At 68.3% G+C, this 14995-nt stretch carries 16 protein-coding genes and 1 tRNA gene; 3 read left to right on the forward strand and 14 right to left on the reverse strand.

Going from position 1 to position 14995, the window contains the following annotated elements; genetic code table 11:
* The first annotated feature begins 178 nt into the window (after positions 1–178).
* On the forward strand, positions 179–1690 hold the full coding sequence (locus EIO00_RS05665) for an alpha/beta hydrolase (protein ID WP_140175855.1): 1512 nt from the start codon (positions 179–181) through the stop codon (positions 1688–1690).
* Positions 1691–1743: 53 nt separating this feature from the next.
* Positions 1744–1816 (forward strand) — tRNA-Thr (locus EIO00_RS05670).
* Between the two features lie 69 nt (positions 1817–1885).
* On the opposite strand, the gene EIO00_RS05675 is transcribed toward EIO00_RS05670, so the two are convergent.
* The 13 genes from EIO00_RS05675 to EIO00_RS24460 form a co-directional block, all read right to left on the reverse strand.
* Positions 1886–3115 (reverse strand): tyrosine-type recombinase/integrase, encoded by a 1230-nt coding sequence (locus EIO00_RS05675; RefSeq protein WP_012854845.1) that lies wholly within the window; start codon positions 3113–3115, stop codon positions 1886–1888.
* The gene (locus tag EIO00_RS05680; RefSeq protein WP_012854844.1) at positions 3115–3300 is read right to left on the reverse strand and encodes a helix-turn-helix domain-containing protein; all 186 of its coding nucleotides are present in this window, start codon (positions 3298–3300) and stop codon (positions 3115–3117) included. Before EIO00_RS05680 ends, EIO00_RS05675 begins: the two co-directional genes overlap by 1 nt.
* Positions 3288–4706, reverse strand: a complete 1419-nt coding sequence (locus tag EIO00_RS05685) for a replication initiator (protein ID WP_175596137.1) — start codon at positions 4704–4706, stop codon at positions 3288–3290. Before EIO00_RS05685 ends, EIO00_RS05680 begins: the two co-directional genes overlap by 13 nt.
* Before the next feature lie 146 nt (positions 4707–4852).
* On the reverse strand, positions 4853–5008 hold the full coding sequence (locus EIO00_RS24455) for a hypothetical protein (protein ID WP_012854842.1): 156 nt from the start codon (positions 5006–5008) through the stop codon (positions 4853–4855).
* 46 nt (positions 5009–5054) lie between these two features.
* Positions 5055–5915 carry a DUF2637 domain-containing protein gene (locus tag EIO00_RS05690; protein WP_012854841.1) on the reverse strand — a complete coding sequence of 287 codons (861 nt, stop codon included), beginning with the start codon at positions 5913–5915 and terminating at the stop codon, positions 5055–5057.
* Positions 5915–6235 carry a hypothetical protein gene (locus EIO00_RS24105; protein ID WP_161602657.1) on the reverse strand — a complete coding sequence of 107 codons (321 nt, stop codon included), beginning with the start codon at positions 6233–6235 and terminating at the stop codon, positions 5915–5917. The genes EIO00_RS05690 and EIO00_RS24105 overlap by 1 nt, the downstream gene beginning before the upstream one ends.
* 116 nt (positions 6236–6351) lie before the next feature.
* Positions 6352–7695, reverse strand: coding sequence for an FtsK/SpoIIIE domain-containing protein (locus EIO00_RS05700; protein ID WP_140175862.1), 1344 nt, complete (start codon positions 7693–7695; stop codon positions 6352–6354).
* Between the two features lie 13 nt (positions 7696–7708).
* Positions 7709–8098 (reverse strand): SCO3933 family regulatory protein, encoded by a 390-nt coding sequence (locus EIO00_RS05705; protein ID WP_012854838.1) that lies wholly within the window; start codon positions 8096–8098, stop codon positions 7709–7711.
* Between the two features lie 122 nt (positions 8099–8220).
* On the reverse strand, positions 8221–9045 hold the full coding sequence (locus EIO00_RS05710) for a protein phosphatase 2C domain-containing protein (RefSeq protein WP_012854837.1): 825 nt from the start codon (positions 9043–9045) through the stop codon (positions 8221–8223).
* A gap of 9 nt (positions 9046–9054) precedes the next feature.
* A complete protein-coding gene (locus tag EIO00_RS05715) occupies positions 9055–9894 on the reverse strand; it encodes a sigma factor-like helix-turn-helix DNA-binding protein (protein WP_012854836.1) in 840 nt (279 codons plus the stop codon).
* A gap of 367 nt (positions 9895–10261) precedes the next feature.
* The gene (locus tag EIO00_RS05720; RefSeq protein ID WP_012854834.1) at positions 10262–10654 is read right to left on the reverse strand and encodes an ATP-binding protein; all 393 of its coding nucleotides are present in this window, start codon (positions 10652–10654) and stop codon (positions 10262–10264) included.
* An 85-nt stretch (positions 10655–10739) separates the two neighbouring features.
* A complete protein-coding gene (locus tag EIO00_RS25540; protein WP_140175911.1) occupies positions 10740–11561 on the reverse strand; it encodes a Scr1 family TA system antitoxin-like transcriptional regulator in 822 nt (273 codons plus the stop codon).
* Between the two features lie 874 nt (positions 11562–12435).
* Positions 12436–12753 (reverse strand): hypothetical protein, encoded by a 318-nt coding sequence (locus tag EIO00_RS24460; protein WP_175596138.1) that lies wholly within the window; start codon positions 12751–12753, stop codon positions 12436–12438.
* Positions 12754–13004: 251 nt separating this feature from the next.
* Here EIO00_RS24460 and EIO00_RS25875 point away from each other — a divergent pair, with 251 nt between their 5' ends.
* The gene (locus EIO00_RS25875) at positions 13005–13796 is read left to right on the forward strand and encodes a DUF3800 domain-containing protein (protein ID WP_140175864.1); all 792 of its coding nucleotides are present in this window, start codon (positions 13005–13007) and stop codon (positions 13794–13796) included.
* 542 nt (positions 13797–14338) lie between these two features.
* Here the strand turns inward: EIO00_RS25875 and EIO00_RS24755 are convergent.
* Positions 14339–14464, reverse strand: coding sequence for an integrase (locus EIO00_RS24755; RefSeq protein ID WP_206664050.1), 126 nt, complete (start codon positions 14462–14464; stop codon positions 14339–14341).
* Positions 14465–14995 lie beyond the last annotated feature (531 nt).

Raw genomic sequence — 14995 nt, forward strand, 5'->3', positions numbered from 1 at the left:
CGTTCGTCCACAAGTCGCGTTTCCGCTGGTGTCGGCGCTGCAGAGGAACGAGGATGGAGGCGCCGCGACCGCGGCGCCGAGGCCGGCCCGCCGCGCGCTCCGCCGCCCTCGCCGGCCGGCGGGGGAGACCGCGGGGCCGTGAGAGCCGAGGCGGGGAGGGACGGGGGAGTCGACGGGCATGAGGGGTGTACGCCGGAGAGCCGGGCTGCTGGCCGCGGCGCTGCTGCTGGCCGGATGCAGCGACGGACGCCCCGCGCGCGTCCAGTCCCCGCCCCCGGGCTCCCCGCCCGGGCTGGAGCGGTACTACGCGCAGGAGCCGTCCTGGCGGGACTGCCACCGGGACTTCGAATGCACCACCGTCAAGGTTCCGCTGGATTACGCACGGCCCACCGGCGAGCAACTGTCCCTGGCGGTGATCCGCCTACCCGCCCGGGACCGCTCCGAACGCATCGGCTCGCTGGTGACCAACCCCGGCGGCCCCGGCGGGTCGGGCGTCGACTTCGTCCGGGAGGCCGGGCGGCTGCTGGGACCCGACCTGCGCGACCGCTTCGACATCATCGGCTTCGACCCGCGCGGGGTCGGCCGGAGCAGACCCGTGCGCTGCCTCGACGGCTCGACGCTGGACCGGTTCTTCACCACCGACGCCTCCCCCGACTCCGCCGCCGAGCTCGCCGAGCTGCAGACTCAAAGCCGGGCGTTCGCCGACGGCTGCCGCACCCGTTCGGCCGCCCTGCTGCCCCATGTCGGCACCGTCAACGCCGCCCGCGACATGGACGTCCTCCGCGCCGCGCTGGGCGACGCCAAGCTCACCTACCTGGGCTTCTCCTACGGCACCTATCTGGGGGCCGTCTACGCCGAGCACTTCCCCCGCAACGTCCGCGCCCTCGTCCTGGACGGCGCGATCGACCCCTCCCTCTCGGCCACCGACCTCCTGCTGGAGCAGGCCAAGGGCTTCGAGGCCGCCCTCCGCGCGTTCGCCGAGGACTGCGCCGCCGCCCCGGACTGTCCGCTGGGCGCCGACCCCGAGGCCGCGCTGGACCGGATCGCCGAGCTGCAGCGCCGCGCCGACCGCGCTCCGCTCCGCAGCGTCCGGGGCGACGACCGGGTCATCACCGAGACCTGGGTGACGACCGGCATCGCGTCCGCGCTCTACGCCAGGAGCCAGTGGCCCGCCCTCCGCACCGCCCTGGACCGCGCCATCCGGCACGGCGAGGGAGACCTCCTGCTGGAGCTCGCGGACCAGCTGCTGGGACGGCGCCCCGACGGCTCCTACACCAACCAGATGGAGGCCAACATGGCCGTCAACTGCGTCGACAAGCCCAACCCGGCCGATGCCTCCGCCTACGCCCGGGCCGTGGACGAGGCCGAGAAGGCCGCTCCCCGTTTCGGCCCCTTCGTCATGTGGGGCGGTCTTCCCTGCGTCTACTGGCCCGCCGAGGCCGCCGGCTCGCCCGCACCCGTGACCGCCAAGGGAGCCGCCCCCATCCTCGTCATCGGCACCACCCGGGACCCCGCCACCCCCTACCGGTGGTCCAAGGCCCTGGCCGGTCAGTTGGCCTCCGGCACCCTCCTCACCTTCGACGGCGACGGCCACACCGCCTACCTGGGCGGCTCCTCCTGCGTCGCCGAGGCCGTCGAGCGGTATCTGATCACCGCCGCCCCTCCGCCCGACGGCACCGTCTGCAATTGATACGCACCATCCGCCCGGACCCGGTAGACTCTTCCCCGGCCACTTCGTGGCGTGCCGCCTTAGCTCAGTCGGTAGAGCGATTCACTCGTAATGAATAGGTCGTCGGTTCGATTCCGACAGGCGGCTCCCAGCTCAGAGGCCCCTTGCGATCTTCGCAAGGGGCCTCTTGCTAACAGGTTTGCTAACAGCGGCCCGCTAAACGGCCCCGCTCATCACCTTCGCGAACACGTCCGCCGCGGCCACCTCGGCGGAACGGATCACATGCGCGTAGACCCGCAGCGTGATCGCCGGGTCGGCGTGGCCGAGCCGAGCCGCCACCACATGGACGGGGACGCCCGCCAACAGCAGCGTCGTCGCGTGGATGTGCCGCAAGTCGTGCACGCGGGCATGGGGCAGCGGCTCGGCCGGCTTAGGCCCTTGCGGCGGGTTGTTGTAGGCCCGGATGGTCTTGGTCATCAACCAGCCCACCGAGTCCGGATGGATCGGCTCTCCCCGCTCGGTTGTGAACACGTAACCGTCTTCCGCACCGCGCCAGGCTTCACCGGCCTGGAACTGCTCAGCGAGCTGGGCCTTACGGTGCTCCCTGAGAACGGCCACGGTCTCATCGTCGATGGTGACGACGCGGGACCGGCCGCTCTTGGTCGTCCCTTCGATGCGCCGGCCCTTGACCACACCGGCAGAACCCCCGATGGTGATCCGCTTGCCGTCCAGATCGACGTTCGACCAGCGCAGCGCCAGCAGCTCACCCCGCCGGGCACCGGTGTAGGCGGCCAGGTGGTAGAAGGCGAACAGCCGGTGCTCGCGGACGGCCTGGAGGAACACCCGAAGCTGCGCGGGCGTCCAGATGCCATCTGCTTCCCTGACCAGCCCTTTGGGACGCTTGGCCCGCTCGGCGGGGTTGGACGGGATCAGCTCATCGACGAGAACGGCGTCCGCGAACGCCTTGTGCAAGATGGCATGCACCCGCATCACGGTCGAGACGCTCAGCGGCTTGCCGCCCTCGCCGCCGCTTGCCAGGAGATCCCTGTAAAGCTTGGTGATCTGGGCCGGACGGACGGCCTGGAGCCGCAGGTCACCGATGTGAGGCTTGATGTAAAGCCGGACCATGGTGTGGTAACCGGCCAGCGTCCGGGGCTTGATCTCGACTGCGTGTGCTTCGAGCCACTCATCCAGGTATTGAGCGACGGTGATGGTGGTGCGGTCGATGTACTCACCGCGCCGGGCCTTGACGCGGGCTTCGTCACGGGCGGCTTTGGCCTCTTCCTCGGTGACGAAGCCGCCGACCCATTTGGGTTTGGAGACGCCGGTTTCGGGGTCGCGGACGCGGATGACATACGACCAGGTGCTTCCGCGTTTCATGACCCCGTCCCGCAGCCGGGGCCGGGCCTTGCGGGAGGATGCGGGCTTGCCGGTCTTGCGGGGCATCAGGCGGCGTCCTCCTGGGCGAGCAGGCGGTCTATGTAGTCTTCGAGGGCTTTGCGGGGGATGCGGCGGGAGCCGTGGACGCGGACCGAGCGCAGGGCGCCGGAGGCGATGAGTTCATAAAGCTTGCTGCGGGAGATCGCCAGGGCGCGGGCGGCTTGGGGGACGGTGAGCATCAATGGCTCCATAGGCGGCTCCTTTCAGCGGCGGTCAACGGGTTGAGAGGCGGCAGGGGTGTGCCGGTCAGCGCGGCGGTCAGCAGTGCTTCACCGGGGGTCAGGCCGCGGCCGGCGTAGCGCCAGTGGGCGATGACGAGCACCCGGTCTTCCTCGGTCAAGGGCAGCCGCCCGGTGGTGATCTGCTGGTGTTGCTGGTTGTGCCGGATGCGGGCGGCGCGCAGCCGTGCGAGGGTGGTGGAGTAGTGGCGGGATTTGGTGGTGAAGTGGCCGCGGAAGCCGAGCATGTGCGCCCACTCCGCCAGCCGCAGCCCGGCCATCTCGGGCAGAGCGCCTAGGTGCAGGCAGGCGGCGATAAGACGCCGGGNAGCGCCTAGGTGCAGGCAGGCGGCGATAAGACGCCGGGCGTGGTCGCTGACCGGCAGGGCGTCTAGGTCGTCGGTGGGGCGGATGCGCCGGTCGAGGGTGCCGGTGCATTCGGCGGCTTTGGTGGCGTATTTGGCGATGTAGCCGGCCACCGCGGTATCGGTCAGCTCACCCGTGGTGGTGATGGGGCGGATATCGAGCTGATCACCCCAGGCCAGCACCCGCGCGGGGATGCTTTCGGTTGCGGGTGTGGTGACGGTGACCGCCCGCACCGCCTGTTCCACCGCTTCGGCGAGGGCTTCGTAGGTGGCCCAGCCGGGCGGGGTGGTGGCTGGGCCACCGGGTCCGTCCAGGCGGATGATGGCGTGGAAGTGGACCGTGCCGCGCCGCTGGTATTCGGCCACCTTGGCGAACGACACCGTGAGCACCTCGCCCAGCGCCGCGACGGTCGTTCCTGCGGTTTTGGCCAGGCGCCGCCGGAGAGCGAGGGTGAAGCGCCGCCACAGCTCAGGGGCGAGGGCGTTGAACAGGACGGTGCCGTGGTGGTCGTAGCAGTCCGGGCACAACGGCTCCCCCAAGCGCGGATCGTCGGGAGCGTGCCGGGCGGTGCAGGACAAGGACCGCCCGTGCGGGCACGTCGTGGTGTTGCGGCGAGGGCGGCAGGGCCGCACGTTGCCGCCGGGGGTTGTGCGGCGGGCATGGACGGGGCCGAAGGAAGGTGCGGTGAGGGTGACGAAGGCGGCCGGGTGCGCCGCCACCGTGGCAGGGACGCCTTTGCCGCCGACCAGTCCGGCTTTGACGAGGTGGTAGGTGTCGGCCCGATAGACCTCGGCGCAGGCCGGGCAGCGGGAGGCCCGGCGGGTCTTGCAGGCCACCCGCAGGGTTCCGCCGGGTTCGCTGGTGGTGGTGGTGTAGCGGTGGAGCAGTTCACCGGTTGCCGGGTCGAGGTAATCCACCCGGCCCTTGAGATGAATCGGCTGCAGGCACCCGCCCAGCGCACGGGTCCGAGCCGCCCACCTGTGGAAGTCCGGGCGGGCCATCTTGGCCGCCATGTCCCGGGCGGCCAGCGGAGTCACCAGTGACGAGGCAGGGCGAGGCACGAAGGCGGGACCTTTCCTTTGTCCGGTTTGCAGCAGGCGAAGGGGAACGGCCCCGGCGCGGCCATCCGCGCCGGGAGCAGCCGGTTCGACGGGCGGGGTTAGAGGGCGGAGGCGAAGGCCGCAAGCGCGTCGGCCAGGGCGGCCAGGCCGCCGCCGAGCGCGGTCACGGTCTCGGCAGCGGCGGAGGGGTGACGCAGCACGTAGAGGGCCAGCACCAGCCAGAAGGTCCAAAAGAGGCAGCGACGGACGAACACGGGACGGCTCCCTTCAGACGAGGAGAAGGAGGGCAGGAGGGTGGGGTTAGGCGGGGTGGTTGCGGATGTGGCGCAGCAGGTCAGAGGCCAGCCGGTTCGACACCCCCAGCCGGGCCCGCAGCGCATCACGGGTGATGGGGCGGCCGTGCTTGGCCTGATGCTCGGCGGCCACCTGGCGGGCGAACTCCACCAACGGCTCTGCCAGACCAGGCCGACCATCCCCGTCCGACCGGGGCGGGGAGGCCGAGCCGGAACGACCGGCCCCGCCCTGGGACGAGCAGGCCGATGCGGAGATCGGGAGCGGGATGGTGGTCTGCCCGTCCTGCACCGAGGACGGGGACGGGTCAGGGGCGGGCAGCTCAGGACGAGCCCCGTCCCCCGCACTCGCCACCTTTGCGGGTGAGGAGGACGGAGAGGACGACCGGACCACCGGGGACGGGGACGAGGAGGCCAGGTCGGGACGGCCGAAGGACGGCGGGACGGCCGGTTCCGTCGAGGACGAACCGGATTCCTCACCGCTGCCGGGCCGGGTGGTGGCGCGGCGTTCGAGCATGGAGACCGCGACCAGGAAGGCGGCGGCGGGGGTTCCGGCGGTCACCCACCCCCACACGGTCGGCTCTGCTTGGGCGAGGTTGGCGGCGAGGGACAGGAGGATGCCGCCGGCCAGCACGCAGGTTGGCCACGACAGCCGTGCCGTGGGCCGCTGGGTGCGTTTGTCACGCTGCCGTTCCCGGGCCGCCATCACACACGTCAGATCGATGCACACGGCGACGGCCCAGGCCATCCACCCGTCTTGGCCGTGCTCGCGGGCGGTGTCGTGGATGTGAGTGAACGACCCGGCCGCGGCGATCACCGCGAGGATCACCACCGGGCCGGTATCGGCCAGGGCGAGCAGGAGGCGCCGCATCACGCCGCCCTCTCCCCGCACACCTTGGCCAGCAGCGCGGCCAGCTCCCGATCGCACTCGTGGGCGTCGGCCCAGCCGTAGGCCTGTGTGGCCGAGGTGGTGGTGAAGGTCTCGGCGCACCGGCGGCACGAGGCCAGGTGCAGGCCGCGGATGCCGTCCCACTCCACCACCGGCCCCACCAGGACGAGGACGGACCGCCGGGACGAGCAGGACGAGGACGGACGGAACGAGGGAGAAGAGACGGGGGCGGGACGGGGACGAGCGGCCGGACGGGCCGGATGTCCGGGGTGCAGGGTGGTCACTTCACCGGTTGGAGACATGGGCAGGCTCCACACGTTGGTTTCGGGCATGGGTGGGCTAGGGACCTGGCGTGAGGGAGGGCTCACGCCAACCCGCGGGGAGAAAAGAGCGAGGAGGAAGGGGGAGGCGGCCGGGGTTATGCGACGGCCGGGCGGACGGCTGGGAGGCTGCTGGTCAGGTCGGCCCACGATGGGGTGAGGTGGGCGTAGGTGTGGGCGGCGTGTTCGGCCTCGTGCTCGGGCACGTACACCGATCGGGCGCGATGCCAGGTGCCGTCCTGGCCGGCGACGATGCACACCCCCGGCATCTGGGCGGGGATGGTCCGGGCGGCGTCCAGGGCGGCGGGGTCGAGGTCGCCGAGGGTCATGGTGGCGGTTTCCGGGTCGTTGACCCGGTGACAGATGCGCCCGGAGAGCTGGGAGCGCAGCGCGGTGACTCCCGGGCCGAGGTCGGAGCCGATGCGCTGACCACAGATCACCAGGTGGACGGCGAAGGCCCGCCCGAGCTGGGCCAGGCGCAGCAGGGCTGTGCCGGTCTTGGCCACCTGGTCTTTCTCGGCCCGGTCGGCCATGAGGAACAGCTCGGCCACCTCATCCACCAAGACAACCACCGGCACCGGCCGCAGGTGGTCGGGCAGGTGCCAGACGTTGCGCACCCCGTGCACCCGGCACAACGCCATGCGGGCTTCCACCTCGCCGACCAGGTCGCCGAGCAGGGCCAGACACTCAGGCCGGGTAGTGGCCAGTGCGGAGAGGCGCGGGGCATACGGGGTGAACTCCACGCCGCCTTTGAGGTCGAAGCCGACCAGGGCGACCGGCTGAGGTGCCAGGCCCTTGATGATCGCGTTCGCTAGGTTGGACTTGCCCGACTGCGTAGCACCGGCGTTCAGCCAGTGCGGCACGGTGCGGAAGTCGATGATCCAATCGGATCCGTTGTCCAGCTTGCCCGGCCGCACGGTCAGCAGCCGCCCGGTGTCCGGGTTCACCCGCACCTCGGTCAGCGGGTCACGCATGGTCGCCCACAAGGTGATCTGACCGGGGCGGACGTCGGCCACGCGGACCGAGTGGACCCGCCAGGCGTGCGCGATGCCTTCCGCGGCGCGTTCGTAGTCGGCGGGGACCTGGCCGTCGTGCAACCGGACGCGCACCCGCCACCCCAACCGGGTGGGGCGCAACCAGCCCAGCCGCGGGGCGCGTTCGACGTCCACACGCCGCCACCGCCGCTTACAGGTGGCCACCGTGACGGGTCGGGCCGCCGAACCGGCGACCGGAACCGCATCGAGAGTCCACCGCCAGCGGCGGCGTGTGCGGGACAGGCCACACCCTGCGGCCACATGTGCCCAGGTCAGGTACACCAGGGCGAGGCGGAAGGGGTAGCCGGCCCCGTACCAGAACGAGGCCGGATGCCAGTGCCGCCACACCCACGACCCGACCGCCACGAGAGCGGCCAGAGCCGGGATCAGCAGGGCGAGGTTGTTCATCGCAGCCCCCGCCTTAGGCCATCTCCGCCGGAACCGACACCCCCGGCACACCCACCGGCGAGGAGGGAACGGCCGGTGCGGCCGGGTGGGCGGGGGTGATGTGGTCGGCGCGGTAGGCGATGCCCCAGCGGGTCCGCCCACCGGTGTGCTGCTCCCAGGGGAAGGCCACCAGGCCGGAGACGGTGACCACCTGCCCCACCGAGATCTGCGGGTCACCGCCCACCGCCACGGTGATCAAATCCACGTTCCCGTTCTCGTCGGCCGCGGTGAGCTTGACCGTGTAGACGGTGCGGCCGTGGCGGTCCACCTTCACCTCACCGGTGTTCTGATCCACCAGCTTGGGACGCGGCGCCGCCACGCACACGAACGTCAACGCCGATGTGTCCACAGGAATGCTGCGCATGAGACCTCCACTTGTCGAGTCCCCTAGACAGCGCCTTCGGTTCAACGATGAGACTGTCTAGGGGGGTATGCAATGAAGGTAAGCGATGGAGCCGCCTACTGTCTAGGGGGGTATGCAGAATCTCAGTCGTGGAGCGCCCAGTAGACGGCGGTGGCGTCATCGCTGGCTTTGCCGCGCGGCCAGCGTGTGCCGTCCGGGTCGCTGTGCTCGGCGTCTCGGGTTTGGGTGAGGAGTTCGGCCGGACCGTTCTTGTCGAGGAGAGCCAGCAGGTCGGGCCAGGTCAGCAGGCCGAACCGGTCGGCCGGCCGGCTTGCCCCGTCGCTGAGCAGTGCCACGGCCCGCACCCGGTCCAGTGGCGTGGAGCCGGTCAGCGCTTGTTCGGCCGCTTCGGGACGGGTGCTGGCCACCCAGAACCCGCCGGGCCGGTTGCGGTGGTCGTTGAGCTTGCGCACCCGGGCGAGCTGGAAGGCCGCATGCTCGGCGCTCCCCAGCGGCGGCCGCTCATCCGGGCCGTCGAGCCGGGCGAGGACTCCGGCCAACCGGTCGTCACTGATCACCAGCGGGTCGGCGTCCGTCCGATCCAGGACGAGGACCGAATCCGCCAGCACCAAGTGTTCGAGCCGGTCACCGGCCACCCGCACGGCCACCACGGTGGCCGAGGGCGAACCCGGATGCTGGAGATCGCACGTGTGGGAGTGCAGCGCGTTGACCCGCTCAATGCTCGCGGCCAAGGCGTCGGCAAGACTGGTGCGAGGGTCGAGGGCTTCGGCCAGGAGCAGCCCGCCGAGGGTCCGGGCGTACCAGGCCACCGAGTGCGAGCACCCCGATTCCAGCCCGGCCGGGATGCCGGCCCCGTCCAGGAGGACGGCGAGGCCGGGTGCCGCCGCCGCGAAGTCTTCGTTGTCCCGTCCGGGGGTGGCCGGTTCGCTGGCGATCAGCACCCGCATCCCGTCTCCTCAGGCTTCGTCGTGCCGGTAGATGGGCGTCAGCAGCTCGGTCCGGACCGGTTCATGGGTGGCCGGGTCGTACTCGGTCCCCACCACCACCGAGAAGCACTCGGTGCCGACCTGCCCCCACAGGGAGCCGATGTCGGTGGTCAGCAGGTGCACCACCCCAAGCGACCCTTCCGGATGGATGCCCGCGATGGCCAACAGCGACCCGTTGCCGTCCGGCCGGGGCAGCCGCCCCAGATAGCCCACGTCATAAGGCCGAGGCGGGTCCTCTTCCTGCCCGCTGCGGAACTCCCGCCCGGTCCGCCTGTCGCGCAGCAGCCACCCGGCTTCGTCCCGGTCCCACTCCAAGACCGGATCTTTGGCGTAGACCTCCCGCATGGCCGCCGACATCCGAGGCCCGCAGATCACCAGCAGCCCGGGCCGGTTCAGATCGAACTCACCCGACAGCGGCACATGGTCATAGCCGACCGACAGATCAAAGGTGCGCGCCAGTTCTTCCAGCCGCTTGCCCGTGGTCAGGTCATCCAGCGCCACATACGTCCGGTCACTGGCCGGGTCGGGCCGCAGCGGCGTGACCACCGTGACCTCACCCGACCCCAGGAACGCCCCCTCGGGCGCCGGGCCGGTGTGCCGGATCTGGTGAATCCGCCCTCGGCTCAGCCCCGCCGCCTGGGCGATCTGCGCATACGACAACCCTTGCGCGTGCAGTTCTTGAATCACCCGCCGCCGCAACCGCGCCAGCTCCGTGACCTCCTGCTGAGCCTCGGCCAGACGTTCCGTGGCCGCCCGCAGCAGCTCGTACGGGTCTTCTATCTGCGCGATGCGCTCAACCTCGCCGGGCATGACACCTTCTCTCGCTTCCCGCAGCGAGTCTAGGACTCTAGACATCAAGCGGGAAACCTCCATGCCCGTCGCCGCGCTCACCGCCCGCAGCCGCCGCCGACGCCGAGGAATCGGCGGACCGCTCACAGACCGCCGCCTTCCCCCTCGGACCCGTCCCCGAGGCCCTCACGGCGAAGCTCCTCCAGATACAGCGTCCGCAACAGCCCCGCATGAAGCTGCGCCAGCCGAGCCATCGCCCGCACCGCGGCCCGATTACGCGCGAACTCTTCCGCCGTCCACACCCGCACATCCGCGGCCCGGCAGACCTCGCACGGCTTCTCACTGGAACAGCGGTGCGCCCGCCTGCGCCCCCGGGAGTGCCGCCCCATCACGCCTCACCCACGACGTCGGCCCACACCCGCAGCCCGACTCGTACCGGCTCACAGCCCCACTCCTTCGACAGCGCCCGCACGATGTGCAACCCGCGCCCGCTGAGCGCCGCCTCATCCGCTGGATCGTCCCCCACCAGCACGGGACGACTGTCTGAGCCCATGTCGATCACGGCCACCTCGACGTGATCGGCGAAGACCTCCAGCTCCACCACGAACAGCCCGCCCGGCTGCCCGCTTTCGGTGTGCTCGATGGCGTTCGTGGCCAACTCACTGACCACCAGTTCGACCGCATCGGCCAGCACGTGATCCGCCAGCACCAGCCGGGCGAACTTCCGCGCCAACCCCACGGCCTCAGGCGTGCCGTCGAACAGCCGGCACCAGCGCGTCATACGCATCACCACCCATGCGTCTAGGGGGCTACACACCCCTGGAGAAGCGCAGCGTATGACAGATCTAGGGGGCTATTCAATACGTTCAGTGAATAGATCCTAGGATCTTTCCAAGATCCCGAGCGGCCCGTTCCACCAGCGCCACCGCCTCATCCCCGAACACCGCCGACCGGGCGAACCCTTCGAAGACCTCCACATACGCCCGAACGTCGGCCTCTGCGGTCAGTGTCAGCTCACGGGTGAACGTCTCCACCGTCACCGCCGAGTCGTCATAGATCGTGAACCCATGCAGCGGCACCCCGCACCGCTCCGAGCCCACGACGGTCCCGGCAGGCACCACCCCTAGGCGCACGTTCGCCCGTCCAGCGACTTCCACCAGGTGAGCGAGCTGCTCCGGCATGCACGCCCCCGACCCCGGCCACGTCCGCAACACCCCTTCACAGATCACGAACGTGAAGTGCCGTCCCTGATCACCGAGCACCGCGGCCCGATCCACCCCGCCCTCACCCAGCACGACCGTCCCGGCCGCCCGGTCATAGCTGGCCGTCCGCAGCAGGTAAGGCACCGCCACCGACTCAAACGAGCGCACCACCGAGGCCGACCGCGCTTGCTCCACCGCCGTCCCCCGCCGGAACGACACCCCCGCATCCACCCGAGGAGCCGCCGACTCCACATACGCCGCCCGCGCCTCAGTCGCCAGCCGCTCAAACTCGCCGGCACCCAGCCCCAAGGCTTCCAGCAGCCGGACCACCACCTCAGCGTCCGAGACCCGCCGCCCCGTCTCCACCCGAGACACCGTCGTCTGAGGCACCCCCGCCCGCCGAGCCAACTCAGCCCCCGACATCCCCGCGGCCACCCGCAACCGCCGTAGCTCCCGCCCAAGTTCCACAAGCCGGTCCGCGCCCATAACCGAGCGTTCTACCACCCCCACACCCCGCACCCAGCCGACTCACACCAATCCACACGGACCCGCGCACCGCACAGACCGTTCAACTGAGCCCTGACCTGCGGTTCCGTGAAACCAAGGGGCGGCCGATGAGAACTTTCTCTACGTCTTCAAGGCGGCCCGCTCCGCGGCCCCGCCGGCTCGGCCGGGCCGGGCTGCGGCCTGTCCCGTCCGGTCCCGGCCCGCCCGACCGGCCAAACCAATTAAAACCATGATGCCTGATAGGCGTCATAATGTCTGTTTCGTCGCAAGTTCATGCAGGATCTTGATTGAATCACTATCATGGTCTAGCCCGCACGACGCAGTTTTGGCGGCTTTATAACAGGTCTTTGCATCTTGGGAGAGCCGTGAAGTTTCGCCGCAGGAACCTAGAAGCACTAGGCGATCTTGTCTGCGGGAACCTAGGATCAGATGAGCCAGGGGGAACCCCGAGGTACTTCCCATATCGGTCAAGCATGTATATCACTGAGTTCTTTGAAGATCTCGACACTCAGTGGGTACACGATGGCTCTACGCGCCACCGTTGGGTCGCCGATGTTTTGGAGTCCATGCTGGCTGAACCGCATGACGGGCCGACGCACCCACCAGAGACCTTCTGCCGCCTAATAGACCAACTCATGTCCCCTTCAGACGCGATAAACGAAGGCCCATCCCGCCCCAATGCTTTGAGGATCCTAAACGATGTCCTCGCCAGGGAAGGATTCGAAGAATTTTACTCGGATGATCAGCATGCATCCGGCACATCGGCACGGGCGCCATATCAACGCTTGCAGCTAATCCTCACAGGCCACTCAGCCCTGCGGAGATCGAACGTCGAGAGAAGCTATCTGCATATCTAGATAAATGCAGCGAGGACGAGCTCATAGAGGAGATCTTGCTGCCGCTCTTCAGGTAGCTCGGATATCATCGCATAACCGCAGCAGGACATAGAGATAAAGCACTTGAGTATGGCAAAGGCATCTGGATGCGCTACACGCTTCCAACTCGGCACTTTCTTTACTTCGGAATCCAGGCCAAACGCGGAAAGATCGACGCAGCTGGTGTCACGCATACAGGGAACAGAAATATAGCAGAAATCCACAATCAGGCTCTCATGATGCTCGCCCATGAGATTTTTGATCCAGAGACCAATAGAAGAGTCCTGGTAGATCACGCATTTATTGTAGCTGGTGGAGAGATCACGAAAGCAGCAAGAAACTGGATTGGCAACGCCCTTGACGCCTCCTGGCGCAGCCAGATCATGTTTATTGATAGGAATGGCATCCTAGATCTCTATATGGTCAACAACCTCCCCCTGCCCCCTGGGGCCATACCGACTCCTCCCCCACAGGGGAGTTTCAGCGACGAGCCTCCGTTTTAGTAGCGCGGATAAGGCAGCGCACCTAGCAGGGTTAAGGAAAAATTATGCTTTTTGCTTATGTGGACGAGTCCGGCGATCCTTCCGGAGACCCATCTTTTCGAGGGTCGCCGACCTACACTCTTGGTGTAGTCCTGGTTAGGGCAAGCCAGTGGGCAGACGCTTTTGACGGAGCCATCAAACTTAGGCGCGAACTAAATAAGTCATTTGGTCTTCCCGCTAGGGCCGAGGTAAAAGCATCCTATTTGATCAGGAATGAGGGAGTTTTCCGTTCACTCAAACTCAGCGGGAAGCAGCGAAGGTATATCTACCAGCGCCACATGCGACGCATAAATGAGATTAACGCGCGAGCCTTTGCGATTGTAGTTGACAAGCGAGAGCGCGCATCGAAGGGTGTCCTAGATCAAACGCGAGACACGGCATGGGAAACTCTCTTTCAGAGGCTTGCGATCACACATGATCGTGACAATCCTAGTGAGAAAACACCAATCCTTCTCGTTCATGACGAGGGCGAAGATCTGACCGTCCGCAAGCTTGCTCGAAAGGCGCGCCGATACCTTACCGCAGGAAGCGCTTACGGTACTGGCAAACTAAGACTTAGCGATAAATGGCTGCTGGATGATCCGGTTTCCCGGCAATCACACCATTCGCTATTTGTCCAGTACGCCGATTTGGTTGCTTACTCAGCTACCAAGAAAATTATTCCAGGTGGAGCACGCGCAAGCCGAGTCTGTCCTCCACGTATGTGGGATGAGCTCGGCGAAGCACGTCACGACGCCGTGAATTCTCTGGCGAGGAAGGATGATCCCAGCCTTCCACCCGCCATCGTGATCAGATAAAAGCCCCCAGCCCTACTGGCTGGGGGCGGGCTGGCACCTGACCGAGCTAAGGCTCGGGGCAGCGCCACCCCCAGGGTAACACGGGAGAGCCGCTTGCCTCCTTAAAGATGGCAAAGTAACTCCGTACCTCCGGATGGGATCTTCTTCCCATCTCAATATGAGGACTGAGCGAGCCCGAAGCGGGGGTCTCGCGACCCCCAGCCCCCCGCGGGCCGGAGCACTCGCCCGCGCGCATCCCTCTGCCACACCGTCCCGCCGTTCACGCGGACAAGCGCCCCGGGACGAGCGCGCCGGGTGCCCAGTCAGCGCTGGTTGCTAACGCCGATGCTAACGACGGTCCTGGGCAGCGGTGGACTGGCCTGGACGTCGCGGAGACTCAGCAGCAGGTCGGAGGACAGGAGTGGACGCTCCTGGACGCCGCTCGGTTGGCTCGTAATGAATAGGTCGTCGGTTCGATTCCGACAGGCGGCTCTGCAGGTCAAGGGCCCCTTGCGATCTTGTCGCGAGGGGCCCTTGCCAACGGATCTGCTAACAGTGGGCCGCTAGGCGGCCTCGCGCATCACCCTCGCGAACACGTCCGCTGCGGCGATCTCCGCGGAGCGGATCACGTGCGCGTAGACCCGCAGCGTGATCGCCGGATCGGCGTGACCGAGCCGAGCCGCGACCACATGGTTGTCTTCCGCGCCGTGCCGGGCCCCGCCGGCCCGGGCTCGTCGGCGAGCTGGGCGTTGCGGTGCTCTCTGAGAACGGCCGCGGTTCGTCGTCGATGGTGACGACACGGGATCGGCCGCTGATGTGCGGCGTGATGCGGAGCCGGATCGTGGGCTGGCGGCCGGCCGGCGTTCGAGGCTTCGACCGCATGCCCCTCAAGCCGCTCGTCCGGGTACCGGGCGACGAGTGACGACGCCGGGGCGCCGGAGGAGAGCCTTCCCTACGCGGTGTCGAGCCGCCCCCTCTGCGGGCGGAGCCTGCCCGGCCGAGCCGGGACCGGCCCGGGGAGGCCGCACGCCCGGCCCGGCCGGCCGGCGCAATGCCGAGTCCTATTGAAGCCGCGGTGGAGGCTCTTGACCTGTGGCCTGCCTCCATGCGGAGGTGAAAGCGTCGGCATCGTGCGCACGAGCCTGCTGAAGCAGGGTGATGCAGACGCGCCTCAAATCGGCCATTTCACGCTCTGTGGCAATGGTGAGCCCTTCAACGAG

This window comes from Thermomonospora catenispora, from assembly GCF_006363815.1.
Classification (GTDB): Bacteria; Actinomycetota; Actinomycetes; order Streptosporangiales; family Streptosporangiaceae; genus Thermomonospora; species Thermomonospora catenispora.

Coding starts and splice junctions, on each gene's coding strand:
- EIO00_RS05665 (WP_140175855.1), top strand. CDS start 179: ATGAGGGGTGTACGCCGGAGAGCCGGGCTGCTGGCCGCGGCGCTGCTG.
- EIO00_RS05675 (WP_012854845.1), bottom strand. CDS start 3,115: ATGCCCCGCAAGACCGGCAAGCCCGCATCCTCCCGCAAGGCCCGGCCC.
- EIO00_RS05680 (WP_012854844.1), bottom strand. CDS start 3,300: ATGGAGCCATTGATGCTCACCGTCCCCCAAGCCGCCCGCGCCCTGGCG.
- EIO00_RS05690 (WP_012854841.1), bottom strand. CDS start 5,915: ATGCGGCGCCTCCTGCTCGCCCTGGCCGATACCGGCCCGGTGGTGATC.
- EIO00_RS24105 (WP_161602657.1), bottom strand. CDS start 6,235: ATGTCTCCAACCGGTGAAGTGACCACCCTGCACCCCGGACATCCGGCC.
- EIO00_RS05700 (WP_140175862.1), bottom strand. CDS start 7,695: ATGAACAACCTCGCCCTGCTGATCCCGGCTCTGGCCGCTCTCGTGGCG.
- EIO00_RS05705 (WP_012854838.1), bottom strand. CDS start 8,098: ATGCGCAGCATTCCTGTGGACACATCGGCGTTGACGTTCGTGTGCGTG.
- EIO00_RS05710 (WP_012854837.1), bottom strand. CDS start 9,045: ATGCGGGTGCTGATCGCCAGCGAACCGGCCACCCCCGGACGGGACAAC.
- EIO00_RS05715 (WP_012854836.1), bottom strand. CDS start 9,894: ATGCCCGGCGAGGTTGAGCGCATCGCGCAGATAGAAGACCCGTACGAG.
- EIO00_RS05720 (WP_012854834.1), bottom strand. CDS start 10,654: ATGACGCGCTGGTGCCGGCTGTTCGACGGCACGCCTGAGGCCGTGGGG.
- EIO00_RS25540 (WP_140175911.1), bottom strand. CDS start 11,561: ATGGGCGCGGACCGGCTTGTGGAACTTGGGCGGGAGCTACGGCGGTTG.
- EIO00_RS25875 (WP_140175864.1), top strand. CDS start 13,005: ATGCTTTTTGCTTATGTGGACGAGTCCGGCGATCCTTCCGGAGACCCA.